Source organism: Streptomyces sp. C1-1 (genome assembly GCF_050214755.1).
Taxonomy (GTDB): domain Bacteria; phylum Actinomycetota; class Actinomycetes; order Streptomycetales; family Streptomycetaceae; genus Streptomyces.
In genome coordinates this window covers 2,259,243-2,284,556 of record NZ_CP189826.1, presented here as the reverse complement: position 1 = coordinate 2,284,556, position 25,314 = coordinate 2,259,243, and the positions used below count along the sequence as shown (strand labels likewise).

Below are 25,314 nucleotides of genomic sequence, written 5' to 3'. Positions count from 1 at the left end.
GTCATGTTCAGTTGCCTTCCTTGAGGTCGCGGTAGGCGGCCACGAGTGCGGTGGTGGAGGGGTCGAGGCCGGGGACGTCCGCGCCCTCCGTCAGGGCGGGCTCGACGCGCTTGGCGAGTACCTTGCCGAGCTCGACGCCCCACTGGTCGAAGGAGTCGATGTTCCAGACCGCGCCCTGGACGAACACCTTGTGCTCGTAGAGGGCGATCAGCTGGCCGAGGACCGAGGGCGTCAGATCGCGGGCCAGGATGGTCGTCGTGGGGTGGTTGCCCTTGAAGGTGCGGTGCGCGACCTGCTCCTCGGGCACCCCCTCCGCACGGACCTCCTCCGCGGTCTTGCCGAAGGCCAGCGCCTGGCCCTGCGCGAACAGGTTGGCCATCAACAGGTCGTGCTGGGCCTTGAGTTCGTCGCTCAGTTCGCCGACCGGGCGGGCGAAGCCGATCAGGTCCGCGGGGATGACCTTGGTGCCCTGGTGGATCAACTGGTAGTAGGCGTGCTGGCCGTTGGTGCCGGGCGTGCCCCACACCACCGGGCCGGTCTGCCAGCCCACCGGATGCCCGTCGCGCTGCACCGACTTGCCGTTGGACTCCATGTCCAGCTGCTGCAGGTACGCCGTGAACTTGGAGAGGTAGTGGCTGTAGGGCAGCACGGCGTGCGACTGGGCGTCGAAGAAGTTGCCGTACCAGATGCCGAGCAGGCCCAGCAGCAGCGGGGCGTTGGCCTCGGCGGGCGCGGTGCGGAAGTGCTCGTCGACGATGCGGAAGCCGTCCAGCATCTCCCGGAAGCGCTCGGGGCCGATGGCGATCATCAGCGACAGGCCGATCGCGGAGTCGAAGGAGTAGCGGCCGCCGACCCAGTCCCAGAACTCGAACATGTTGTCCGGGTCGATGCCGAAGTCCGTGACCTTCTCGGCGTTCGTCGACAGCGCCACGAAGTGCCGTGCCACCGCCTTGTCCTCCCCTCCCAGCCCGGCCAGCAGCCAGGAGCGGGCGGAGGTCGCGTTGGTGATCGTCTCGATCGTGGTGAACGTCTTGGACGCGACGATGAACAGCGTCTCCGCCGGATCCAGGTCGCGGACCGCCTCGTGCAGGTCGGCCCCGTCGACGTTCGACACGAACCGGAACGTCAACTCCCGCGCCGTGAAGGCCCGCAGGGCCTCGTAGGCCATCGCCGGACCGAGGTCGGAGCCGCCGATGCCGATGTTGACGACGTTCCTGATGCGCCTGCCGGTGTGGCCGGTCCACTCGCCGGAGCGGACCCGTGCGGCGAAGTCGCTCATCTTGTCGAGGACCTCGTGCACCTTCGGCACGACGTTCTCGCCGTCGACCTCGACCACCGCGTCCCGCGAGGCACGCAGCGCGGTGTGCAGGACGGCACGGTCCTCGGTGAGGTTGATCCGCTCGCCGCGGAACATCGCGTCCCGCAGCCCGAACACGTCGGTGGCGGTGGCCAGTTCCTGCAGCAGCGCGAGCGTCTCGTCGGTGATGAGGTGCTTGGAGTAGTCGATGCGCAGGTCGCCCACGCGCACCACGTACCGTTCCGCCCGTCCCGGGTCCGTCGCGAACAGCTCACGCAGCTGCGGCTGCCCCTGGGCGCGGTGGTCCTCCAGCGCGGTCCACTCGGGGCGCAGGGAGAGCTGGGGGTTGTCGGACATCAGACGGTCTCCTTGGCGGCCTCGCCCCTGAGGGCCACGGCGTACATCTCGTCGGCGTCGAGGCGGCGCAGCTCCTCGGCGATGAGTTCGGAGGTGGTGCGCACCTTCAGCGCGAGGGTGCGGGAGGGCTGGCCCGGCAGGGACAGGGTGGCCAGCGGGCCCTCCGGGCGGTCGATGACGATCTCGCCGTCGATCGTGCCCAGGCGGACCGCGGTGACGACCGGGCCGGCGGTGACCACGCGGTCGATCTTCACGTTCAGCCGCGCCTCCAGCCAGCGCGCCAGCAGCTCGGCCGCCGGGTTCTCCGCCTCGGCCTCCACCGCGCCCGAGATGATCTGGGCGCGGGCCTGGTCCAGGGCGGCGGCCAGCATCGAACGCCACGGCGTCAGCCGGGTCCAGGCCAGGTCGGTGTCGCCGGGCGCGTAGGAACGCCTCCGGGTCTCCAGCGCCTGCAGCGGGTTCTCCACCGCGTACAGGTCGGTGATCCTGCGCTGCGCCAGCGCGCCCAGCGGATCCTTCGAGGGGTTGTCCGGCGCGTCCACCGGCCACCACACGACGACCGGCGCGTCCGGCAGCAGCAGCGGCAGCACGACCGAGTCGGCGTGGTCGGACACCTCGCCGTAGGTGCGCAGCACCACCGTCTCGCCGGTGCCCGCGTCGGAGCCCACCCGCACCTCCGCGTCCAGCTTGGACGCGATGCGGTCGCGCGGGGTGCGGGCCTGCCGCCTGATGACGACCAGGGTGCGCGAGGGATGCTCGTGCGAGGCCTCCTCGGCCGCCTTGATCGCGTCGTAGGCGTTCTCCTCGTCCGTGACGATCACCATCGTCAGGACCATGCCCACGGCAGGAGTGCCGATGGCGCGGCGCCCCTGCACCAGCGCCTTGTTGATCTTGCTTGCCGTGGTGTCGGTCAGGTCGATCTTCATGGCCTGCGCCAGCTCCGTCCGTCTCGTGCGAGCATCTCGTCGGCTTCCTTGGGTCCCCAGGTCCCCGAGGCGTACTGCGCCGGCTTGCCGTTCTTCGCCCAGTACTCCTCGATCGGGTCGAGGATCTTCCAGGACTCTTCCACTTCCTGGTGACGGGGGAAAAGGTTGGCGTCGCCGAGCAGTACGTCCAGGATGAGCCGCTCGTACGCCTCAGGGCTGGACTCGGTGAAGGACTCGCCGTAGGCGAAGTCCATCGACACGTCCCGGATCTCCATCGAGGTGCCCGGCACCTTGGAGCCGAAGCGGACCGTCATGCCCTCGTCGGGCTGGACGCGGATGACGATCGCGTTCTCGCCCAGCTCCTCCGTCGCCGTCGAGTCGAAGGGGGAGTGCGGCGCCCGCTGGAAGACGACCGCGATCTCGGTGACGCGGCGGCCGAGCCGCTTGCCGGCCCGCAGGTAGAACGGCACACCCGCCCACCGCCGGTTGTCCACGTTCAGCTTGAGCGCGGCGTACGTGTCCGTCGTCGAGGCCGGGTCGATGCCGTCCTCGTCGAGGTAGCCGCGCACCTTCTCGCCGCCCTGCCAGGCGGCCGCGTACTGTCCGCGCACCGTGTGCCGGCCGAGGTCCTCGGGGACCTTCACGGCCTTGAGCACCTTCAGCTTCTCCGTCAGCAGCGACTCGGCGTCGAACGCGGCCGGCTCCTCCATGGCGGTCAGCGCCATCAGCTGCAGCAGGTGGTTCTGGATGACGTCACGTGCGGCGCCGATGCCGTCGTAGTAGCCGGCGCGGCCGCCGATGCCGATGTCCTCGGCCATCGTGATCTGCACGTGGTCGACGTACGAGCGGTTCCAGATGGGCTCGTACATCTGGTTGGCGAAGCGCAGCGCCAGGATGTTCTGGACGGTCTCCTTGCCCAGGTAGTGGTCGATGCGGAAGACCTGGTCCGGCTCGAACACGTCGTGCACGAGCGCGTTCAGCTCCCGGGCGGTGGTCAGATCGCGGCCGAAGGGCTTCTCGATGACCGCGCGCCGCCAGGAACCCTCGGGCGCGTCCGCGAGACCGTGCTTCTTCAGCTGCTCGACGACCTTGGGGAAGAACTTCGGCGGTACGGAGAGGTAGAAGGCGTAGTTGCCGCTCGTGCCGCGGGCCTTGTCGAGCTCGTCGACGGTGCTGCGCAGCTGCTCGAACGCGGTGTCGTCGTCGAAGTCGCCGGGGATGAACCGCATGCCCTCGGCGAGCTGCTGCCAGACCTCCTCGCGGAACTCGGTGCGCGCGTGCTCGCGGACCGCGTCGTGCACGACCTGCGCGAAGTCCTGGTCCTCCCAGTCCCGGCGGGCGAACCCGACGAGGGAGAAGCCCGGCGGCAGCAGACCGCGGTTGGCCAGGTCGTAGACGGCCGGCATCAGCTTCTTGCGGGAGAGGTCACCGGTGACGCCGAAGATGACGAGCCCGGACGGGCCGGCGATGCGGGGCAGCCGCCGGTCGCGCGGGTCGCGCAGCGGGTTCTGCCAGTCGGTGGCGGGGATCTCGGTCATTCCGCGTCGGCCCCCTTGCTGTCCAGAGACTTGGTCACGGCGTCCAGCAGTTCCTGCCAGGCCACCTCGAACTTGGCGACGCCCTCGTCCTCGAGCTGCTGGACGACCTCGTCGTAGGAGATGCCGAGCGCCTCGACGGCGGTCAGGTCGGCGTGGGCCTGCTCGTAGCCGCCGGTCACCGTGTCGCCGGTGATCTCGCCGTGGTCGGCGGTGGCGTTGAGGGTGGCCTCCGGCATCGTGTTGACGGTGCCCGGCGCGACCAGCTCGTCGACGTACAGGGTGTCCTTGTACGCCGGGTCCTTCACGCCGGTCGACGCCCACAGCGGGCGCTGCTTGTTGGCCCGCGCCCCGGCCAGGGCGGTCCAGCGCTCACCGCTGAAGACCTCCTCGTAGGCCTGGTAGGCGAGGCGCGCGTTGGCCAGCGCCGCCTTGCCCTTGAGAGCGGCGGCCTCGGGGGAGCTGAGGGCCGACAGCCGCTTGTCGACCTCGGAGTCGACGCGGGAGACGAAGAAGGAGGCCACGGAGTGGATCGCGGCGAGGTCGAGGCCCCTGGCCCGTGCCTTCTCCAGGCCGGCGAGGTAGGCGTCCATGACCTCGCGGTAGCGCTCCAGGGAGAAGATCAGCGTGACGTTGACGCTGATGCCGATGCCGATGACCTCGGTGATCGCCGGGAGGCCGGCCTTCGTCGCCGGGATCTTGATCATGACGTTGGGACGGTCGACGAGCCAGGCCAGCTGCCTGGCCTCGGCGACGGTGGCCCTCGTGTCGTGGGCGAGACGCGGGTCGACCTCGATGGAGACCCGGCCGTCCCGGCCGCCGGTGGCGTCGTACACGGGCCGCAGGACGTCGGCTGCGGCGCGGACGTCGGCGGTGGTCATCATGCGCACGGCCTCCTCGACCGTGACGCCCCGCACCGCCAGGTCGGCGAGCTGCTCCTCGTAGCCCTCGCCCGAACCGATGGCGGCCTGGAAGATGGAGGGGTTGGTGGTCACGCCGACCACGTTGCTGTTCGCGACGAGTTCGGCGAGGTTGCCGGACTCGATCCGCCGGCGCGAGAGGTCGTCCAGCCAGATGGAGACGCCTTCGTCGCTCAGGCGCTTGAGTGCTCCCGCGGTCGCGGTCACTTCGGTCACTGTGATCATCTTCTTTCTTGCGATCGGATCAACCGCGGGCGGCGGCCAGGGATTCCCGGGCAGCCGCTGCGACGTTCTCGGGGGTGAAGCCGTACTCGGCGAACAGGGTCCTGGCGTCGGCGGAGGCGCCGAAGTGCTCGAGGGAGACGATGCGTCCCGCGTCACCCGTGAAGCGGTACCAGGTCAGACCGATTCCGGCCTCGACGGCGACACGGGCTCGCACGGACGGCGGAAGGACGCTCTCGCGGTACTCGCGCGGCTGCTGCTCGAACCACTCCACGGACGGCATCGACACCACCCGCGCGCCGATCCCCTCGGCCTGAAGCAGCTCCCGCGCGGCGACGGCGAGCTGTACCTCCGAGCCGGTGGCGATCAGGACGACGTCCGGGGTCTGCGTCGAGGACTCCTTCAGGACGTAACCGCCCTTCGCCGCATCGGGGTTGGGCGCGTACGTCGGCACTCCCTGGCGGGTGAGCGCGAGACCGTGCGGGGCGGGGTCGGTGGCGTGCCGCTTGAGGATCTCGGCCCAGGCGATCGCCGTCTCGTTGGCGTCGGCCGGACGGACGACGTTGAGGCCGGGGATGGCGCGCAGGGAGGCGAGATGCTCGACCGGCTGGTGCGTGGGGCCGTCCTCACCGAGGCCGATGGAGTCGTGCGTCCACACGTAGGTGACGGGCAGCTGCATCAGCGCCGACATCCGCACCGCGTTGCGCATGTAGTCGGAGAACACCAGGAAGGTGCCGCCGTAGACACGGGTGTTGCCGTGCAGGGCGATGCCGTTCATCTCCGCGGCCATCGAGAACTCGCGGATGCCGAAGTGGAGGGTGCGGCCGTACGGATCGGCCTCGGGCAGCGGGTTGCCCTCCGGCAGGAACGACGACGTCTTGTCGATGGTGGTGTTGTTCGAGCCGGCCAGGTCCGCGGAACCGCCCCACAGCTCGGGCAGGACGGCGCCCAGGGCCTGCAGCACCTTGCCGGAGGCGGCACGCGTCGCGACGGCCTTGCCCTCCTCGAACACCGGCAGCGCGTCCTCCCAGCCCTCGGGGAGCCGGCCGGCCACGATCCGGTCGAACAGCTCGGCCCGCTCGGGGTTCGCGCCGCGCCACTTGTCGATCTGCTTGTCCCAGGCCGCGTGCGCCTCGGCACCCCGGTCGAGGGCCTGTCGGGCGTGGGCGAGGACGTCGGCGTCCACCTGGAAGGACCGCTCCGGGTCGAAGCCGAGGACGCGCTTGGTGGCGGCCACCTCGTCCGCGCCCAGTGCCGAGCCGTGGGAGGCCTCGGTGTTCCGCGCGTTCGGGGCGGGCCAGGCGATGATCGTGCGCATCGCGACGATCGAGGGGCGTCCGGTCTCGGCCTGCGCCGCCCTCAGGGCCGCGTACAGCGCGGGCACGTCGACGTCGCCGTTCTCGGTGGGCTCGACGCGCTGGGTGTGCCAGCCGTAGGCCTCGTACCGCTTCAGGACGTCCTCGGAGAACGCGGTCGCGGTGTCGCCCTCGATCGAGATGTGGTTGTCGTCGTAGAGGAAGACCAGGTTGCCGAGCTTCTGGTGGCCGGCCATCGAGGAGGCCTCGGCGGAGACGCCCTCCTCCAGGTCGCCGTCGGAGACGATCGCCCAGACGGTGTGGTCGAAGGGGGAGGTGCCCTCGGGCGCCTCGGGGTCGAACAGACCGCGCTCGTAGCGGGCGGCCATCGCCATGCCGACGGCGTTGGCGGCGCCCTGGCCGAGCGGGCCGGTGGTGGTCTCGACACCGGCGGTGTGCCCGTACTCCGGGTGGCCGGGGGTCCGCGAGCCGTGCGTGCGGAAGGCCTTCAGATCGTCCAGCTCGACCTCGTACCCGGCCAGGAAGAGCTGGGTGTAGAGGGTCAGCGAGGTGTGTCCGGGGGAGAGGACGAACCGGTCACGGCCGGTCCACTCCGGGTCGGCCGGATCGTGCCGCATCAACTTCTGAAAGATCGTGTACGCCGCAGGGGCGAGGCTCATGGCGGTGCCCGGGTGGCCGTTGCCGACCCTCTGCACGGCGTCGGCCGCGAGCAGACGGGCGGTGTCGACGGCTCGACGGTCGAGTTCGGTCCATTCGAAGCTGTCCGGTGTCTGCGTACTCATCTTCAAGAAATCCTCGATCTGAGCGGGATTGCTGGCCTTACGCGTTCAAACTTAAAAGTCTGACTTTTACGAGGGAAGGTCCTCGTGTGCCAGCCTGTGGTGAAAGTGGGACACCGAAAGCGGTAGCTGGGCGGCGGTAGAGGGACATGGCGGACAGAACCATCCGAGGCGGAGACGACGACGGCGACGTGGACGGGATCAGAACGTTCCCCTTCCCGGTCGAACTGAGCGTGCGGGGCGTCGGGATGCAGGTGGGCCCGATGGGAGCCGACCGCACCTGGCACGCCGACGCCCCCCTGCATCGTGTCCACCGCATCGATTTCCATGTCGTGATGCTCTTCGACGCCGGCCCGGTCCGCCACATGATCGACTTCGCCGAGTACGAGGCGAACGCCGGCGACCTGCTGTGGATCCGCCCCGGTCAGGTCCACCGCTTCTCCAGTACGAGCGAGTACCGCGGAACCGTGCTGACCATGCAGCCCGGCTTCCTGCCGCGCGCCACCGTGGAGGCCACCGGCCTCTACCGCTACGACCTCCCGCCGCTGCTCAGCCCCGACGCGCCCCGGCTGGCCGGCCTGCGCGCGGCCCTCGCCCAGCTCACCCGCGAATACGAGGACACCGAAAGCCTGCCGCCCGGGCTGCACACCGCCGTGCTGCGCCACTGCCTCACGGCGTTCCTGCTCCGCCTCGCCCATCTGGCGGCCAGCTCCGCCGAGGCGGCCCGGCTCCAGTCGGACAGCACCTTCACCCGCTTCCGCGACGCCGTGGAGAAGGACTTCGCCACCAACCACAGCGTCAGCGCCTACGCCGACTCGCTCGGCTACTCCCGCCGCACCCTCGTCCGCGCGGTCCGCGCCGCCACCGGCCAGACCCCGAAGGGCTTCATCGACAAGCGCGTGATCCTGGAGGCCAAACGCCTCCTCGCCCACACGGACATGCCGATCGGGCGGGTGGGCGCGGCGATCGGCTTCCCCGACGCGGCGAACTTCTCCAAGTTCTTCCAGCAGCACACGGAGCTGACACCGGCGGCGTTCCGGGCGGAGCTGCGGTAGCGGGGCCCGCCGTTCATCGGTGACCCCTCAGCCACCACAGCAAGGCCGCGGCTCCCGCCGAACCCGCGGTGGCCGCGGCGGCTCGCACCGCGCTGAACAGCGCGCTGCGCAGCAGGCGTTCGGCGGTGCGGCGACGGCGCGTGGACCGCTCGGTCGCTGTCATCGGGATCGCTCTCCTTCCGTACGGATGTGTCGGGCCTGCGACCAGGAGAGGCCGTCGACGGCTGTCCGTCGAGCTGGAGAGCGTTCGTGGAACGTCCGCGGAAGTCCCTCGCCGGCGTCGGCTATCGTGCTGGACAAGGACGGCTGCCCGCCCCCAACCTCGCCGCGTCGAAGGAAGGTTCGCAGACGTGACCGATGACGACGCGTCGCACGCGCGGGCGTTCGCGGCGGAGCTGCGTTCGCTGTTCGCGCTCGCCGGTGAGCCCACGTACAGCGAACTGGACGTTCCCAAGGCGACCTTGAGCCAGTGGCTCACGGGGAAGGCCGTACCGCGCGACGAGCCGGGCCTCGCGAAACTGGTCCGGGCCCTGGCGCGGGAGGCCGATCTGGCCGGCGAGGAAACGGTCCACGCGGTCGCCGAACTGGAGCGCCTTCGCCGTCTCGGGCTCCGGGAACGGCGCCGGGGGCAGGGCCGCCGAGGCGCGGCGTCGGGGCGCAGTGAACCGGCCGTCCGCCCCGACGCCCGCCCGGTCGCCGCCCACGCCCACGATCCCGTCGCGCTGGGCGTGACCCACGCCGTCGGGGACCACGGCGCCCCGGGCGGCCTGCCGCGCTACATATCCCGCGATCACGACGGCTCCCTGCGTGCCCATGTCCGGGCGGTCGCGGGCGGGGCGAGCCACAGCTTCCTCGTCCGGGGCGCCCCCGGGAGCGGCAAGACCCGCTCCTCCTGGGAGGCGGTCGTGGCCGAGCTGGGGCCCGGTGCCAAGCCCGGTCCGCTGAGCAGCTGGCGGCTGTGGCAGCCGCCCCTCGATCACGCCGAGGCACTGGCCGGCCTGCGGCAGCTCCCACCGCGCACCGTGCTGTGGCTCGACAACGCGGACGAGTACCTGCTCACCCCGGACAGGGACACGAGCGAGGCCTTCGCCGCCGAGGTGCTGCGCCTGCGCGGGGACGTCGAACGCCGCCCGGTCCTCGTCCTGATGACGATGCGCTCGGCCCACGTGGACGCGCTGAAGGCGGACCCCGCACACCGCCACGCCCACAGGCTGCTCCGGGTGAGCCGCGAAGTGCCGGTCGGCGGCCGGTTCAGCGAGGACGAACGAGCGCGGGCCCGGCAGGAGGCGGGGCGCGATCCCCGCTTCCTTCGCGCACTCGAGTACGAGGACGGCTCCCGCGTCACCCAGTACCTGGCGGGCGCCCTGGCCCTGCACCGGCAGTGGACCGAGGCGGATCCGGTCGCCGCCGCCGTACTGATGGGCGCGATGACCGCCCGCCGCCTCGGTCACCACCCCGAACTGCCGGAGCCGTTGCTCGTGGGCATGGCGGCCCACTGGGCGCCGGACACGACACGCAGCGCTCTCGGACGGGCCTTCGGGTACTGCGTCACGGACTGCCAGGGCCTGGGCGGCCTGCTGGTCCGCGTGGACCGGGAACCCGGCCGGTCCGAGGCCGTCCGCTACCGCCTGAGCAACTTCCTGGAGCGCGAGAAGATCGCCGTGCCGGCACGGCGGCACGAGGTGTGGAGGACCCTGGCCCAGCACGCGGACGCCGAATCCTGTGCCGCGCTCGCGGAACGGGCCGCCGGCCAGGGGCTGTTCGACGTCGCCACCCGCCTGTACGACCGTGCCGCCGCGGCCGGGGAACCGGTCGACCACGGGCAGGTCATCCGCGTACGGGCCAGGGCGGACAGAGCGCGGCCGGGGATGCCGGGCCGGGACCGGGAGACGGGAACCCGGCCGGCGCGGTCCACGCGCAGGGCCGAGAACATCAGGCTGCGCGAACGGGTCCGCGAGCTGGAGCGCGAGCGGGGCGCGGCCGTGGCCGTCCGTGAGCTGCGCGGGCGCGCCGAGGCCGGTGACGCCTACGCGCGACGGCATCTCGCCTGGCTGCTGGAGCACAACGGCCGCTACGAGGAAGCGCTCGAGGAGTACTTCCTGGTCAGTCTGGGCGGTGACGCGTGCGCGCGGGCGGCGTTGGGCCGGATCGCCGAACGGGCCGGACTGCGGCGGCAGTTCGCCACGTACATGAAGGCGATCGCCGCCGTGGAGCGGCGCCGGGACTGACGGGTGCCCCGCGGGATGCGGGCCGCGGGACACCCGGCCCGTCGGTCAGTGCCCGAAGCCGAACCAGTTCACGTTCACGAAGTCGGCCGGCTGGCCACTGCTGAAGGTCAGATACACGTCGTGCGTGCCCGTGACCGAGCTGATGTTGGCCGGGATCGTCGTCCAGGACTGCCAGCCGCCCGTGTTGCCGACGGCGAAGCTGCCGATGGGGGTGCTGGTGGCGCTGTCCAGACGTACCTGGACCAAACCGCTGACCCCGGATCCGGCACCGGCGGCCACCCGGGCGTAGAACTGCTTGGCCGCCGTGGAGCCGAAGTTGACGCCCTTGTACAGGGCCCAGTCGCCGTTGGCGATGTAGCCGATGTCCTGGCCGCCGCCGGTGTCCGACGTGGTCTCGGCGGTGACCCCCGACTGGCTGTCGTAGGACTCCGCCTGGATGGCGCTGTAGGCGTCCCGGTTGCCGGAGGGCGGGGGTGTGGTGCCGCCCCCTCCACCGGACGACAGCACCTGGACGTAGTCCACCAGCATCGGGTGGCCGGACTCCGTCGCGCTGGTCGGCCCGCCGCCGAACGCGGCCGGGAAGCCGCCGCCCATCGCCACGTTCAGGATGACGAAGAAGCCGTGGTTGGTGGCGTTGGCCCAGGTCGTGGCGTCCACCTGATTGGCCGTCACCGTCTGGTAGTTGACGCCGTCGACGTAGAAGCGGATCGCCTCGGGGCTGGCGGAGCGGTCCCACTCCATGGTGTAGGTGTGGAAGCCGGACTGGCAGGTGGTGTTGGGACAGGCCGTCGAATTGCCCAGGCCGGTCGTCTCGTTGCAGGGGCCGCCCGAGGCCGTGCCGCAGTGCATGGTGGCCCAGGTCTTGTTGATGCCGTTGACGTTCTCCATGATGTCCAGCTCGCCGACGCTCGGCCAGTTCTGGTAGTTGCCGCGGTAGGGCGCGCCCAGCATCCAGAACGCCGGCCAGTAGCCGGCGGCCGCGTTGCCGGTGACGTTGGGCATCTGGATGCGCGCCTCGACGCGCAGCTTGCCGCCGGCCGGGGGCTGGAAGTCGGTGCGGTTGGTCTCGATGCGGCCCGAGGTCCAGTTGCCGGACGCGTCGCGCAGCGGCGTGATCTTCAGGTTGCCGCTTCCGTCGAGGGCCACGTTGTTGGTGCTGGTGGTCATCGTCTCGACCTCGCCGGTGCCCCAGTTGGCGGCGCCGCCCGGATACGAGGTCCCGGTGTCGTACAGCCAGTTGGAGGTGTTGACGCCGGTGCCGGCCGAGCCGTTGAAGTCGTCGGCGAAGACCTGCGTCCAGCCGGACGGAGGCGTGGGCGCGGAGGCGTCGGCGGACTGGGTGGCGGCCGTGGCGAGCACGGCCGCCAGGCCGAGCGTGCTGAGGGCGGCGACGAGCGAGCGTCGCCGTCTGGGCATGCCGGAGGTTGCACTCATCGGGGGGTGCCTCCCGGGTACGGGGTGAGGAGCTGCGGGTACCGTCGAGAGCACGTGAGAGCGCTCTCAAAGTGGGCCCAATGTGCTCCGCGCCACCGGGGTCGTCAAGAGTTAAAGCAAGGAAAGTCCTTTCGCGGCACGGAAGTTCACACTCTGAACGACGCAATCGTGTTAAACCGCGCTCCCGGCCTTCCACCGCGCCCACGACAGGTTCCACCCGTTGAGACCGTTGGCCGGATCGACGGTGTTCTCGCCGGAGTTCTTCACGATGACGACGTCGCCGAGCATCGAGGACTCGTAGAACTTGTAACCGTCCACGGACGAGTCGCTCGCGCCCTTGGCGTCGTGCAGGCCCACGCACCCGTGACTGGTGTTCTGGTGGCCGAACACGGAGGTGGACGCCCAGTAGTTGCCGTGCACGAAGGTGCCGGAGGTGGTCAGGCGCTGGGCGTGCGGGACGTCGGAGATGTCGTACTCGTCGCCGAGCCCGACCGTCGAGGATTCCATGCGGGTCTGCTTGAACCGCTCGCTGATGACCATGATCCCGGACCAGGTGGTGTGCTGGGCGTTGCCGCCGGAGACCGGGTAGGTGGCGATCGTCTCGCCGGCCCGCCGGACCGTCATCCGCTTGCTCGACAGGTCCACCGTGCTGATCTGCTCCCGGCCGATGTGGAAGGTGACGTCCTTCTGCTGGACGCCGTAGACGCCGTCCGTGCCCTCCACGTCCTTCAGCCGCAGGCTGAGCGTGATCTTCGTACCGGCCGCCCAGTAGGTCTCCGGACGGAAGTCCAGCCGGGTGTCGTCGAACCAGTGGCCGACCACCTCGACCGCGGGCTCCGCGGTGACGGTGATCGCCTTCTGGACGGCCGCCCGGTCCTTCACCGCGTGCGTGAAGTTGATCGACACGGGCATGCCGACGCCCGAGGTGGAGCCCGCCTCGGGCGTGAAGTATCCGACGAAGGTCTCGCCGGGCGACTTGGTGGTGAAGCTCGCCGTCTGCGCGGAGGCGCCCTCCGGGGTGGCCGTGACCGTGTACTTCGTGCCCGAGTACGGGTTCCTCGCCGACGTCCACCTCGTCCTCGCGTCGTTGAGGGAACCGTCCAGCGTGGAGCCGTCGTTGCCGGTGACCTTCACCGAGGCCAGCGTGCCGTCGGTCACGGTGACCTCGACGGGGCTGGAGAAGTCGGCCTTGCGGGTGCCGTCGGCGGGCGTCACGGAGACGACGGGCTTTTTCGCGCCGGCGGACGGGGCCGACCTCGCGGAGGCCTCCGCCGTGCCCTCCGACGCGCCCGCCGAGCCGCTGCACGCGGTGAGGACCGCGGCGGCCGGCGCCACGCCGAGCGCGCCGAGCAGCCCGCGCCGGGACCACCTGTGCGACTGCCGCTGCGACCGGTTCGATATGTGTGAGACGCCCACGTCAGGCCTTCCTGGGATGTCCACCTGTTCCGGGTGCATCCTGCGCCGCGCAGATGTGCTGATCCTTTGAATCTCCCGGCCGCTCCCTGAGATTCCCGTGAGGAGCGGCCCGGGCGGGACCCGCCGTCACGGGGTCCGGGATCCGGCCCCCACGACGTCCGCCGTCGGGGCCGGCGCCTCCTCGCCGAGCCCGAACCGCTCGTGCGCCCGGTGCAGCGGCCTCGGCGCCCACCACGCGCGGCGCCCCAGCAGCGCCATCGTCGCCGGGACCAGCAGCATCCGTACGACCGTCGCGTCGATGAGGACCGCCAGGGTCAGGCCGAGGCCGATCTGCAGGATGGGCGAGAAGCCGCCCGTCATGAACGCGCCGAAGACGACGGCCAGCAGCAGCGCGGCGCAGGTGACCACGCGGCCGGAGCGGCGCAGCCCGGTCACCACCGCCTCCCGGTCGTCGCCCGTCGCGCGCCGGGCCTCGCGCATCCGGGCCAGGATGAACAGCTCGTAGTCCATGGCGAGTCCGAAGGCGATCGCGACGATCAGCGGCGGTGCCGTCAGGCTCAGCGCGCCCAGGCCCTCGGCGCCCAGCAGACCCGCCAGGTGGCCGTCCTGGAACACCCACACCACCACGCCCAGCGCCGCGCCCAGACTCAGCAGCGTCGTCAGGATCGTGCGCAACGGGATCAGGACCGAGCCCGTGAAGGCGAACAGCAGGACGGAGATGCCCACGAGCACGGTCAGGGCCGCCCACGGCGCCCGGTCGGTGAGCATCGCCCGGAAGTCGACCAGACGCGCGGCGGGCCCGGTGACCTGCACCGGCTCGGCACCTCGCAGGTCGCGCACCGCCTCCACCAGAGCGGTCGCCTGCGCGCCGTCCACCCGTCCGGACGGCTGCAGTTGTACGACGCCGGCGCCGCCCGGCAGTTCGCGGAAGCGGGCGGTGGGCGACAGGGCGCGGATCCGGCCGGCGGTGGCGGCATCGGTGCCCGGTTTCAGCACCACCGTCACCGGCGAGACCCCGGTGCCCGGCGGGAAGTGGGTGTCCACGGTGTCGTACAACCTCCGTGCCTCGGTGGTCGCGGGCAGCTGCGTGGCGTCGCCGATCTCGATCCGCATGCCCGTGGCGGGCAGGGCCAGTACCAGCAGCACCGGTACGACCGCCGCCAGGACGGCGACGCGGCGGCGGGCCGCGAATCGGGCGACGCGGGCGAAGAAGCGGCCCTCCTCGGCCTCCGGCCGGACCTTCGCCGGGGCGATCCGCCCGCCGAACCTGGCGAGCAGGGCGGGCAGCAGCGTCAGCGCGGCCAGCATGTCGATGACGACGACGGCGGCCACCGCCAGCCCCATGCTGCGCAGGAACACGCTCGGGAAGACCAGCAGCCCGGTCAGGCTGACGGCGACCGTGAGCCCGGAGAACAGCACCGTCCGCCCCGCCGCCGCGACCGTACGGTGCACGGCCTCGTCGACGTCCGGCGTGTGCCGGCGCTCCTCGCGGAACCGGACCAGCATCAACAGGGCGTAGTCCACGGCGAGTCCGAGCCCCAGCATGGTGGTCACCTGGATCGCGTACACCGAGATGTCGGTGACCCGGCTGAAGCCGAACAGCGCCAGGAAGGCGCCCGCGATCCCGCTCACCGCGATCACCAGCGGCAGCGCGGCCGCGCGCAGTCCGCCGAACACGACCAGCAGCAGGGCGAGGACGACCGGTAGTGAGATCAACTCGGCGTTCCGGACGTCGTGCTGGGCCCGCTCGCCCAGCTGCCTGCCCAGCAATGGGCCTCCGCTGACGTGTACTTGGGGTGCGTCGATCCGTTTGATCCGGTCGACGGCCGCGTCCACGGCCTTCTTCTCGGCGTCGTCCCCGAGAGCGCCGTCGAGGGTGACCGGGACGAGCAGCGCCCTCCCGTCCCGCGCCGTGAGCCCACGGGTCGTGTACGGGTCCGGTACGGCGGCGATGCCGTCGATGCCGCGCACGTCGGCGACGGCCCGCTCGACCTGTGCGCGCAGTCCGGGCTCGGTGACGGTGGCCCCCGCCACGACCCCGGTGAACGACTCACCGGCCGGGTCGGCGCGGTCGAGGTACTGGGCGGCGTGCTCCGACTCGGTGCCCGGGACCTCGGGCACGTTGTCGGACAGCCGCCCGAAGACGCCCGTCCCCAGCCCGAAGCCGAGCAGCAGGAAGAGCACCCACAGCAGGATGACGGTCAGCGGGCGGCGGGTCGCCGCCCGGGCGAGTGAGGAGAGCACGGTGCCTCCCGGCGGGTCGTCGGTTGCCATCGCCCTCAGACTGCTGCCGGACGGGGCGCCGCAGGATCGCCGGTGGGAGCGGTTTCGCGGGCTCGCCCGCGCGGGGGAGAAGCGGGCCCGGCTCACTCCCCGGAGGGAGGCGAAGGGAATCGTCCGGCGGGCCGGCACGGTTGACGGGGGAGGCCACCCGCGATCTCCGAGGAGTCCGCATGTCCGAGGAACCCACCGTCCGCGAGCTCCGTCTCGTCGTCACGGCACCCGACTACGACGAGGCCCTGCGCTTCTACCGCGACGTGCTCGGCCTGCCCGAGCGCGCCGCGTTCTCCTCCCCCGACGGGAGGGTCACCATCCTCGACGCGGGCCGGGCCACCCTGGAGCTGACCGACCCCCACCACGCGGCCTTCATCGACGACGTCGAGGTGGGGCGACGGGTGGCCGGCCACATCCGGGTCGCCTTCCAGGTCGACGACGCGACCGCCGCCACGACGCGGCTGTCCGCCGCCGGGGCCGAGATCCTCGCCGAGCCGACGCGCACCCCCTGGAACTCTCTGAACTCCCGGCTTCAGGCCCCGGGCGCCCTCCAGCTGACCCTGTTCGAGGAACTGGACGATCACGGGTTGCCCGGTGTCACCAGCCCCGCCTCGTAGGCGCAGATCACCGCCTGCACCCGGTCCCTGAGCCCCAACTTGCCCAGCACGTTGCTGACATGGGTGTTGACCGTGTGCTCGCTGACGAAGAACGCCGTGGCGATCTCGGAGTTGGACAGGCCGCGGGCCAGCAGCCGCAGCGTCTCCATCTCGCGGGCGGTCAGCACCTCCAGGCGCTGCGGGGTGACCGACGCGGCGGCCTCCTCGCGGCGGCGGCGCACGACGTCCGCCACCAGGCGCCGGGTCACCGTCGGCGCGAGCAGGGAGTCGCCGGCCGCGACCACGCGCACCGCGTGCACCAGGTCGTCGCGGCGCAGGTCCTTGAGCAGGAAGCCGCTGGCACCCGCGTACAGCGCCTCGTAGACGTACTCGTCGAGGTCGAACGTGGTCAGCATGACGACCTTGCAGCCGGACTGCGCGCACACCCGGCGCGCCGCCTCCAGCCCGTCCATGACCGGCATGCGGATGTCGAGGAGCAGCACGTCGGGGCTGTGCCGCCGCACCGCCGAGACCGCCTCGGCGCCGTCCCCGGCCTCGGCGACCACCTCGATGTCCCGCTGGGCCTCAAGGATCATGCTGAAGCCGCTGCGGACCAGTTCCTGGTCGTCGGCGACCACCACCCGGATGCTCACGCCGGGCCCCGTCGCCGGGCTTCCGCCCGCCGGTCGTCCGCGGCGGGCAGCCGTACGACGACGCGGAAGCCGCCGTCGGGACCGCGCCCCGCCTCGGCGCTGCCCCCGCAGGCGGCGGCCCGCTCCCGGATGCCGATCAGCCCGTGCCCGCCGTCCAGGGCCGCCGGCCCTCGTCCGTCGTCGGTCACCGTGAGGGTCAACGCGTCCTCCGTCCAGTCCAGTTCGACCGTCGCGCAGGAAGCGTAGGCGTGTTTCACCGTGTTGGTCAGCGCCTCCTGCGTCACCCGGTAGGCGGCGACCTCGGCGTCCGCCGGCAGCGGCCGCGGCTCGCCCCGGGTACGCAACTCCACACGCAGGCCCGCGGTGTCGGCGACCTGCCGTACGAGCGCGGGCACACCCGCCACCGCGGGCTGCGGTGAAGTGCCGTTCGCCTGCTCCTCCTTGAGGACACCGAGGATCCGCCGCAGCTGCGCCATCGCGTCCCGTCCGGTCGTGGCGATGGCGTCGAAGGACGCCTCCGCGCGCCGCGGGTCGCTGCGCACCACGACGGGTCCGGCCTCGGCCTGCACCACCATCAGGCTCACCGCGTGCGCGAGGACGTCGTGCATGTCCCGGGCGATCCGGGACCGTTCCCGGGCGATCGCCCGCGCGGTGTCGGCGGCCCGCTCCCGCTCCAGGCGCCGGGCCCGTTCCTCGACCGCCTCCGTGTGGGCGCGCCGGTCCCGGGCCATCGTGCCCAGCCCGTACGCGCACAGGATCGTCAGCAGGTGGAAGGCGTACTCGAAGGGCCGGGCGTGCTCCTTGTGCTGCATGGTGAGCGTGGCCCCGACCAGCCAGCCCGCCAGCATCAGCCGGCGCTGCCAGGGCGGCGAGAGGGAGGCGACCGTGTAGAGGACGACCAGGCCGCCCCACACCACGTCCGGCGGCGGCGCGTGGTAGACCGCCATCGCGGGCGTGGCCGCGGAGACGACCCACGCGGTCGCGAACGGCGCCCGGCGCCGCCACACCAACGGCACCGCCGTCGCGGCACCCAGCAGCCAGCCCTGCCAGGACAGCGGGTCGTCGCCCTCGTCGGGGAAGAGCCACTGCAGGGAGACGGCGAACAGCACGAGCGCGGCGAGAGCGGTGTCGACGACATACGGGTCGGCCGTGCGCAGCCGCGCGGCGACCCGCCCGAGCCAGGACTGCGGGGACATGGGCGGCTCCTCCGGACAGGGCGGTCCCAGTATCCCGACCGCGTCCGGCCGCCGGCCTCACCGGCGAGAGGGATATTCGAACGCGGGCGGCGGAGCGCGGGCGGCGCAAGGCGCACGCCTGCGGTCCTGTCGGCGGCCTGCGGCCCCTTCGACCGCCTGCGGCCCCTTCGACCGCCTGCGGCCCCGTCTACGGTCTGCGGCCCTGTCGGCGGTCTGCGGCCCTGTCGGCGGCCTGCGGCCCCTTCGACCGCCTGCGGCCCCGTCTACGGTCTGCGGCCCTGTCGGCGGCCTGCGGCCCCATCGACGGCCTGCGGCTCCGTCGCTGTCCTACGGCTCCTTCGACGGCCGCCACCCCAGTGCCCGCGATATGCCGCGGGCCGCGAGCCGCACGGCGGGCACCAGTACCGGCACCTGCGCGTGGGTCCGCGGCACCACCACGGACACCGCGGCGACCACCACCCCGCCCGGCCCGCGCACGGGGGCGGCCACCGACAGGGCGTCCTCGGTGACCTGCCTGCTGCTCACCGCGACCCCTGTGCGGCGCACCTCGGCGAGCATCCGGCGTAGCTCCGCCGGATCGGTGATGGTGTACGGCGTGAAGCGGGCGAGCGGGGCCGCGCAGTACTCCTCCTGCGCCTCCTGACCCGCGTGCGCCAGCAGTGCCAGCCCGACGCCGGTGGCGTGCAGCGGCCAGCGCGCCCCGACCCGGATGTGCACGCCGACGGCCGAACGCCCCGAGATCCACTCGATGTAGACGACCTCCGACCCGTCCCGCACCGCCAGCTGCACGTTCTCGTGCGTCGCCTCGTACAGGTCCTCCAGGTACGGCAGCGCGATCTGCCGCAGGGCCAGCCCGCGCGGGGCGAGCGCCGCGACCTCCCACAGCCGGAGCCCGACGTGGTAGACGCCGGACGCGTCCCGCTCCAGGGCGCCCCACTCCGTCAGGGCGCCCACCAGCCGGTGTGCGGTGGTCAGGGTCAGCCCGGCCCGGCGGCTGATGTCCGTCAGGGACAGCGCCGGGTGCTCGTGGTCGAACGCGGCGAGCACGGACAGCAGCCGGTCGGGGGCCGAGCGAAGGGTCATGGCCGGGTGTCTCCCGGGTGGGCGAGGTCGTAGGGTCGGGGGTAGGCGGCCGGGTGGTATGTCACATACCGCGGCTCGCTCGCCGGGTCCTCCTGCGCCGCGCGGGTGTTGAGCGCCCCCGCCGAGGCGTCCCAGCGGCCGGTGTCCAGCCGGTGTTCCAGGGTGTGCAGGGCGCCGAGCATCTCGCCGTCGGTGAAGGCGCAGTGTCCGGGCCCGTCGACGTAGGCCTGGGTGAGCAGGGGGCCCCGGCCCGCCGCGGTGGCCGCCCGCCGGTAGGCGCTCTCCGCCTGTACCGGGATCAGGGCGTCGCCGGTGGTGTGGATGTCCAGCTGGGGGTCGGTGAGACGGCCCCCGAACACGCTGGTGTGCCGCATCCACCGTACGGCCGTGGGGTCGGCGGAGATCCGGGGCGCGGTGGCGAGGGCCGCGAGGTCGGTGCGCAAGGACAGTCCCGCCTCCTTGTAGAGCTCGGTCACCTCTTTGTACAGGGGGGAGCGGCCCAGCATCGACGTGTAGTCCACGCCGGTGTTCCAGGACATGTTGCCGCCGGCCCGGCTCTCGGCCTCCTGCCGCCAGCTGAAGGCGGGCAGCCGCAGCAGCCCGTCGACCGCCGTGTACTGGTTGGCCTCCCGGGTGTTCCAGTCGGTCGGGCCGGGCTCGGCCTGCGAGGCGTCGTTGTAGCCGGGGATGTTGTGCAGGGCGGCGGCGAGGGCGATGCGCGCACGCCCCGCGGGCGTCTGCTGGGCCGCGGCGGTCTTCGAGGTCAGCGACTTCGCGGCGGCGGCCGCGGACGCCTGGTCGGCGAATCCGGTGAGCGGGATGTCCTCGCCGGGCGCGAGCAGCGTCCGCAGCGCGAAGACGGGGTCCAGCGTGCTGTTCCAGTTGGCGACCCCGCCCTGGACCAGCCCGCACATCGACAGTGAGCCGTCGAAGCGGTCGGCGTGCCGTTCGGCGAGGGTCGTCGTGACGAAGCCGCCGTAGGAGGTGCCCCAGGCGACGGTGCGCCGCGCCTGGCCGAACTTCCGTGTGAACAGATCCAGCGTGGCCAGTTGGTCGGGCACGGCGTCCGTCACCGCCCAGCCCGTGGTGGCGTACGAGGAGCCGATGAGGGCGTAGCCCTCGGCGAGCAGTTTGCTCCGGCTGCCCGAACCGGGCGCGTTCTGGGCCGGGTTGGGGACTCCGGCGGGGGTGTAGCCATGGCTGTAGAGCAGCACGGTGCCGTTCCATGCGGCGGGAACGTCCATCAAGTACGCGGCGCCCGAGGGGAGTTGCCCCGACAGATGGGTGCCGGTCGTCGCCCGGGCGGGCACCGCGGTGGCGGCGCTCAGGGCGAGGGTCAGTACGGCGAGGCAGGTGCGGGTCTTCACGGGGGTCCCTTCCGTGGGGGGAGTGCGGGACGAGGCCTCGGTGAAGTTAGGCACTCATGAGTCGGCAGTCAACAACTTGCACAACATCTCAGCCGAGTCCGTCCTCCGCGATCCGCAGCAGCAGGGTGTGCAGCGTCTCCCGCTCGGCCGGGCCGAGGGGGCCCAGCAGGTCGTTCGTCACGCGCAGGCCCGCCTCGTCGGTGTCGCGCAGGAAGGCGCGGCCCTCGGCGGTGAGGACGACGATCCGGCTGCGCCGGTCGTCGGGGGAGGGCCGGCGCTCGGCGAATCCGAGCTTCTCCAGGTCGTCGACCAGGCCGACGATCGCGCTCGGGTCGTAGCCGAGGCGGGTGCTCAGCTCCCGCTGCAGGGCGCCCGCGGAGCCGGCCAGGAAGCGCAGCACCGCGTAGTGGCGCAGGCGCAACCCGGACTCCTGCAGGAAGGTGTTGAACAACTGACCCGAGCGCAGGCCCAGGCGGTACAGCAGATAGCCGGTGTCCGCGTGCAGTCCGCGCATCCACGGCTCGTCCGCGTCGATGGGGCTCGGGTTCGTGACGTGCTGGCGTGTGATGGCGGGCTCCCGGTGCTCGATGCGTCGTGACGATTCCAGCATGTCGCACCTGTGGGTCGCCAACAACTATTGACGTCAACAATTATTGCTCTTAGCTTCGATCTCGGAGCCGCGGTCGGCGTCGTACGGCCGCACCCCCGCACCACCCGAACCATCCACATCAGCCGCACCACCCGCATCAGCTCGTGAAGGGACCCACCCGTGTCCAGCATCGATCTCACCGGCAAGGTCGCCGTCGTCACCGGCAGCGGCCGGGGCCTCGGCCTCGCCTACGCGCACGCCCTGGCCGCCCACGGCGCGTCCGTGGTCGTCAACGACGTCGACGAGGCGGTGGCCGAGGCGGCCGTGAAGTCCATCGCCGAGGCGGGCGGCACGGCCGTCGCCGAGGTCGTCCCGGTCGGCACGTCCGAGGCCGCCGAACGGCTGGTGAACCGGGCCGTCGAGGAGTTCGGCCGACTGGACGTCCTGGTCACCAACGCGGGCATCCTGCGCGACAAGGTGCTGTGGAAGATGACCGACGAGGACTTCGACGCGGTCGTCACCACCCACCTCAAGGGCACCTTCACCTGCGCCCGGGCCGCCGCCGTCCGCATGCGCGAGCAGGGCGAGGGCGGCACCCTGATCCTGGTCGGCTCCCCGGCCGGCCAGCGCGGCAACTTCGGGCAGACGAACTACGCCGCCGCCAAGGCCGGCATCGCCGCCATGGCCCGCACCTGGTCGATGGAGCTCGGCCGGGCGAACATCACCGTCAACGCGATCGTGCCGGTCGCCGCGACCGCGATGACCGAGACCATCCCCGCCTTCGCCCCGTACGTCGAGGCCATGAAGAACGGCGAGCCGCTCCCGGCCTTCCTCCGCAAGGGCGAGGGCTTCGGCACCCCCGAGGACTGCGCGGCCCTCGTGCCCTTCCTCGCCTCCGAGGCCGCCCGCTCCATCACCGGACAGGCCATCGGCATCGGCGGCGACAAGGTGGCACTCTGGTCGCATCCGCAGGAGATCAGGACGGCGTACGCCGACGGCGGCTGGACCCCCGACACGCTGGCCGACGCCTTCCCCACCTCGGTCGGCGCCGAGCTGCAGTCGGTCGGCATCCCGGCGCCCAAGTTCCCGGAGGCGTGATGTCCCCCTCGATGAACCTCGACGACCTGGTCGCGATCGACGTCCACACCCACGCGGAGGTCTCCTCCAAGGGCCACTCCTCCCTGGACGACGACCTGCACGACGCCTCCTCCGCCTACTTCAAGGTGGAGGGCAAGCGGAAGCCGACCCTTCAGGAGACGGCCGCGTACTACCGCGAGCGGAAGATGGCGGCGGTGATCTTCACCGTCGACGCCGAGTCCGCCACCGGCACCGCGCCCGTCCCGAACGAGGAGGTCGCCGAGGCCGCGGCAGCCAACGCGGACGTCCTCATCCCCTTCGCCTCCATCGACCCCTTCCGCGGCAGGGCGGGCGTCAAGCAGGCCCGCCGCCTGGTCGAGGAGTACGGGGTCAAGGGCTTCAAGTTCCACCCGAGCATCCAGGGCTTCTTCCCCAACGACCGCTCGGTGGCGTACGACCTGTACGAGGTGATCGAGGAGACGGGCACCATCGCCCTCTTCCACACCGGCCAGACCGGCATCGGCGCCGGCGTCCCCGGCGGGGGCGGCATCCGCCTGAAGTACTCCAACCCGCTCCACGTCGACGACGTCGCCGCCGACTTCCCGCACCTGAAGATCATCCTGGCGCACCCGTCCTTCCCCTGGCAGGACGAGGCCCTCGCCGTCGCCACGCACAAGCCGGGCGTGCACATCGACCTGTCCGGCTGGTCGCCGAAGTACTTCCCGCCGCAGCTCGTGCAGTACGCGAACACGCTGCTCAAGGACAAGGTCCTCTTCGGCTCCGACTTCCCCGTCCTGACCCCCGACCGATGGCTCGCCGATTTCGAGAAGCTGTCGATCAAGGACGAGGTCAAGCCGAAGATCCTCAAGGAGAACGCCGCCCGCCTGCTCGGGCTGACCAAGCCGTAAGGGGCCGTAGATGCGCAACGAGGGACTGGGATCGTGGCCCGCACGCCGGGCCCGCAAGACCCCGCACCGCACCGCCCTGATCCATGGCGGCACCTCGCTCACGTACGCGCGGCTGTACGACCGCACCACCCGCCTCGCCCACGCCCTGCGCGCCCGCGGGGTGCGCCGCGGCGACCGCATCGCCTACCTCGGCCCGAACCACCCCACCTACCTGGAGACCCTGTTCGCGGCGGGCACGCTCGGCGCCGTCTTCGTCCCGCTCAACACTCGCCTCGCGGGCCCGGAGATCGCCTTCCAGCTCGCCGACTCCGGCGCGAAGGCCCTCGTCTACGGCCCCTCGCACGCCGGCCTGGTCGCCGGACTGCCGGGCGACACGGACGTACGTACGTACATCGAGGTGGGTCCGGAGTACGAGGAGGCCGTGGCCGCCGCCTCGCACGAACCGGTCGACGAACCGGTGCTCCCCGACGACACCTGCATCATCATGTACACCTCGGGGACGACCGGCCGTCCCAAGGGCGCCATGCTCACGCACGGCAACCTCACCTGGAACGCGCTCAACGTCCTGGTCGACACGGACCTGATCGCCGACGAACGCGCCCTGGTCTCCGCGCCGTTGTTCCACACGGCCGGCCTGAACATGCTGACCCTGCCGGTGCTGCTGAAGGGCGGCACCTGCGTCCTGGTGGAGGCCTTCGACCCGCGGGCCACCTTCGACCTCATCGAGGAACACCGGATCACCTTCATGTTCGGGGTGCCGACGATGTTCGAGCAGGTGGCCCGCCACCCCCGCTGGCCGTCCGCGGACCTCTCCTCGCTGCGCATCCTGACCTGCGGCGGCTCCCCGGTCCCGACCCCGCTGATCGCCGCGTACCAGGAACGCGGGCTCACCTTCCTCCAGGGCTACGGCATGACGGAGGCGTCGCCCGGCACGCTGTTCCTGGACGCGGAACACGCGGTCGGCAAGGCCGGTTCGGCGGGCGTCCCGCACTTCTTCAGTGACGTTCGGGTGGTCCGGCCGGACTTCACCCCCGTGGACGTCGGCGAGACCGGCGAGGTCGTGGTCCGCGGACCGCACGTCATGCCCGGCTACTGGGGGCTGCCCGAGGAGACGGCCGCCTCCTTCGCCGACGGCTGGTTCCGCAGCGGCGACGCGGCCCGGGTCGACGAGGACGGATACGTCTTCATCGTCGACCGCATCAAGGACATGATCATCTCCGGGGGCGAGAACGTCTACCCCGCCGAGATCGAGGACCAGCTCCTCGCCCACCCGGACATCGTCGAGTGCGCGGTCATCGGCGTGCCGGACGACAAGTGGGGCGAGGTGCCGCGGGCGGTCGTCGTGCCGCGCGAGGGCGCCTCGATCGACCCCGACGAGGTGCTGGCCACCCTGGCCGGCCGCCTCGCCAAGTACAAGATCCCGAAGTCGGTGGTCCTCGCGGACGAACTCCCGCGCACCGCCTCCGGAAAACTCCTCAAGTCCCGCGTGCGCAAGCGCTACGGCACCAACTCCTAGCGAAGGAAGACCACATGAGCGTCACCGTCAACGGCGTCGAGGAACTGAAGAAGCTCGCGGGCAGCGACCTGGGCACCAGCGAATGGATCGAGGTCACCCAGGAGCGCATCGACACCTTCGCCGATGCCACCGGCGACCACCAGTGGATCCACGTGGACCCCGAGCGCGCCGCCGAGGGCCCCTTCGGCGCCCCGATCGCCCACGGCTACCTCACCCTCTCCCTCTTCATCCCCCTGTTCACCGAGCTCCTGGACGTCCAGGGCGTGACGACAAAGGTCAACTACGGCCTCAACAAGGTCCGTTTCCCCTCCCCGGTGAAGGTGGGATCGCGGATCCGCCTGGCCGGCCGGCTGGCGGAGGTGGAGGAGGTGCCGGGCGGCGTCCAGATCACCGTGGACGGCACGATCGAGATCGAGGGCGGAGCGAAGCCGGCGGCGGTGCTGCAGAGTCTGTCGCGGTTCTACGTCTGAACCCCCTTCGAGGTGGGGCGGCGGGATATACATGAGGCGTCAGGGATTCGGCCCCCGCCATCCGGTGTGAGGCGTGCTTGTGCACTCGCACGGGGCCGAT

General features: G+C 71.6%; 21 protein-coding genes. 7 read left to right on the top strand and 14 right to left on the bottom strand.

Annotated elements, in window-relative coordinates:
* Positions 1-7: 7 nt before the first annotated feature.
* The 5 genes from pgi to tkt are packed head-to-tail and all read right to left on the bottom strand — an operon-like array spanning position 8 to position 7,355.
* Complete coding sequence (gene pgi / locus ACQF4J_RS10435) at positions 8-1,654, bottom strand: glucose-6-phosphate isomerase (protein WP_427165510.1); 1,647 nt, start codon at positions 1,652-1,654, stop codon at positions 8-10.
* Positions 1,654-2,580, bottom strand: coding sequence for a glucose-6-phosphate dehydrogenase assembly protein OpcA (gene opcA / locus ACQF4J_RS10430; RefSeq protein WP_200701178.1), 927 nt, complete (start codon positions 2,578-2,580; stop codon positions 1,654-1,656). The genes pgi and opcA overlap by 1 nt, the downstream gene beginning before the upstream one ends.
* A complete protein-coding gene (gene zwf / locus ACQF4J_RS10425; protein WP_351571954.1) occupies positions 2,577-4,118 on the bottom strand; it encodes a glucose-6-phosphate dehydrogenase in 1,542 nt (513 codons plus the stop codon). Before zwf ends, opcA begins: the two co-directional genes overlap by 4 nt.
* Positions 4,115-5,260 (bottom strand): transaldolase, encoded by a 1,146-nt coding sequence (gene tal / locus ACQF4J_RS10420; RefSeq protein WP_351571951.1) that lies wholly within the window; start codon positions 5,258-5,260, stop codon positions 4,115-4,117. Before tal ends, zwf begins: the two co-directional genes overlap by 4 nt.
* Before the next feature lie 19 nt (positions 5,261-5,279).
* Positions 5,280-7,355, bottom strand: a complete 2,076-nt coding sequence (tkt, locus tag ACQF4J_RS10415; RefSeq protein WP_351571948.1) for a transketolase — start codon at positions 7,353-7,355, stop codon at positions 5,280-5,282.
* 146 nt (positions 7,356-7,501) lie between these two features.
* On the opposite strand from tkt, the gene ACQF4J_RS10410 reads away from it, so the two are divergent.
* Positions 7,502-8,407, top strand: coding sequence for a helix-turn-helix domain-containing protein (locus tag ACQF4J_RS10410; RefSeq protein WP_427165509.1), 906 nt, complete (start codon positions 7,502-7,504; stop codon positions 8,405-8,407).
* A 13-nt stretch (positions 8,408-8,420) separates the two neighbouring features.
* Here ACQF4J_RS10410 and ACQF4J_RS10405 read toward each other — a convergent pair whose 3' ends face one another.
* Complete coding sequence (locus ACQF4J_RS10405; RefSeq protein ID WP_351571942.1) at positions 8,421-8,570, bottom strand: hypothetical protein; 150 nt, start codon at positions 8,568-8,570, stop codon at positions 8,421-8,423.
* 187 nt (positions 8,571-8,757) lie between these two features.
* Here ACQF4J_RS10405 and ACQF4J_RS10400 point away from each other — a divergent pair, with 187 nt between their 5' ends.
* Positions 8,758-10,635: a hypothetical protein gene (locus ACQF4J_RS10400; protein WP_427165508.1), complete on the top strand. Its 1,878-nt coding sequence runs from the start codon at positions 8,758-8,760 to the stop codon at positions 10,633-10,635.
* Between the two features lie 45 nt (positions 10,636-10,680).
* Here the strand turns inward: ACQF4J_RS10400 and ACQF4J_RS10395 are convergent, their stop codons facing one another.
* From ACQF4J_RS10395 to ACQF4J_RS10385, 3 genes are all read right to left on the bottom strand, one after another.
* Entirely contained in the window at positions 10,681-12,069 is a 1,389-nt protein-coding gene (locus tag ACQF4J_RS10395) for a glycoside hydrolase family 16 protein (RefSeq protein WP_427165507.1), read from the bottom strand.
* A 171-nt stretch (positions 12,070-12,240) separates the two neighbouring features.
* Positions 12,241-13,485, bottom strand: coding sequence for an Ig-like domain-containing protein (locus tag ACQF4J_RS10390; protein WP_427165506.1), 1,245 nt, complete (start codon positions 13,483-13,485; stop codon positions 12,241-12,243).
* Positions 13,486-13,611: 126 nt separating this feature from the next.
* Positions 13,612-15,729, bottom strand: a complete 2,118-nt coding sequence (locus tag ACQF4J_RS10385; protein ID WP_427168578.1) for an MMPL family transporter — start codon at positions 15,727-15,729, stop codon at positions 13,612-13,614.
* Between the two features lie 209 nt (positions 15,730-15,938).
* Between ACQF4J_RS10385 and ACQF4J_RS10380 the strand changes: the two genes are divergently transcribed.
* Complete coding sequence (locus ACQF4J_RS10380; RefSeq protein ID WP_351571930.1) at positions 15,939-16,376, top strand: VOC family protein; 438 nt, start codon at positions 15,939-15,941, stop codon at positions 16,374-16,376.
* Here ACQF4J_RS10380 and ACQF4J_RS10375 read toward each other — a convergent pair.
* From ACQF4J_RS10375 to ACQF4J_RS10355, 5 genes are all read right to left on the bottom strand, one after another.
* Complete coding sequence (locus ACQF4J_RS10375) at positions 16,340-17,008, bottom strand: response regulator (protein ID WP_427165505.1); 669 nt, start codon at positions 17,006-17,008, stop codon at positions 16,340-16,342. The genes ACQF4J_RS10380 and ACQF4J_RS10375 overlap by 37 nt on opposite strands.
* A complete protein-coding gene (locus ACQF4J_RS10370; protein WP_351805790.1) occupies positions 17,005-18,204 on the bottom strand; it encodes a sensor histidine kinase in 1,200 nt (399 codons plus the stop codon). Before ACQF4J_RS10370 ends, ACQF4J_RS10375 begins: the two co-directional genes overlap by 4 nt.
* Positions 18,205-18,531: 327 nt before the next feature.
* Positions 18,532-19,287 (bottom strand): IclR family transcriptional regulator, encoded by a 756-nt coding sequence (locus ACQF4J_RS10365; protein WP_351805788.1) that lies wholly within the window; start codon positions 19,285-19,287, stop codon positions 18,532-18,534.
* Positions 19,284-20,654 carry an alpha/beta hydrolase family protein gene (locus tag ACQF4J_RS10360; RefSeq protein WP_351571912.1) on the bottom strand — a complete coding sequence of 457 codons (1,371 nt, stop codon included), beginning with the start codon at positions 20,652-20,654 and terminating at the stop codon, positions 19,284-19,286. The genes ACQF4J_RS10365 and ACQF4J_RS10360 overlap by 4 nt, the downstream gene beginning before the upstream one ends.
* A gap of 88 nt (positions 20,655-20,742) precedes the next feature.
* A complete protein-coding gene (locus ACQF4J_RS10355) occupies positions 20,743-21,168 on the bottom strand; it encodes a MarR family winged helix-turn-helix transcriptional regulator (protein WP_351572049.1) in 426 nt (141 codons plus the stop codon).
* A gap of 255 nt (positions 21,169-21,423) precedes the next feature.
* Between ACQF4J_RS10355 and ACQF4J_RS10350 the strand changes: the two genes are divergently transcribed.
* The 4 genes from ACQF4J_RS10350 to ACQF4J_RS10335 are packed head-to-tail and all read left to right on the top strand — an operon-like array spanning position 21,424 to position 25,214.
* Positions 21,424-22,341 carry an SDR family NAD(P)-dependent oxidoreductase gene (locus tag ACQF4J_RS10350; protein WP_351571909.1) on the top strand — a complete coding sequence of 306 codons (918 nt, stop codon included), beginning with the start codon at positions 21,424-21,426 and terminating at the stop codon, positions 22,339-22,341.
* An 11-nt stretch (positions 22,342-22,352) separates the two neighbouring features.
* The gene (locus ACQF4J_RS10345; RefSeq protein WP_351572046.1) at positions 22,353-23,228 is read left to right on the top strand and encodes an amidohydrolase family protein; all 876 of its coding nucleotides are present in this window, start codon (positions 22,353-22,355) and stop codon (positions 23,226-23,228) included.
* Positions 23,229-23,238: 10 nt separating this feature from the next.
* Positions 23,239-24,744: an acyl-CoA synthetase gene (locus tag ACQF4J_RS10340; protein WP_351571906.1), complete on the top strand. Its 1,506-nt coding sequence runs from the start codon at positions 23,239-23,241 to the stop codon at positions 24,742-24,744.
* Positions 24,745-24,758: 14 nt separating this feature from the next.
* Positions 24,759-25,214 carry a MaoC family dehydratase gene (locus ACQF4J_RS10335; protein ID WP_351571904.1) on the top strand — a complete coding sequence of 152 codons (456 nt, stop codon included), beginning with the start codon at positions 24,759-24,761 and terminating at the stop codon, positions 25,212-25,214.
* Positions 25,215-25,314: the final 100 nt, after the last annotated feature.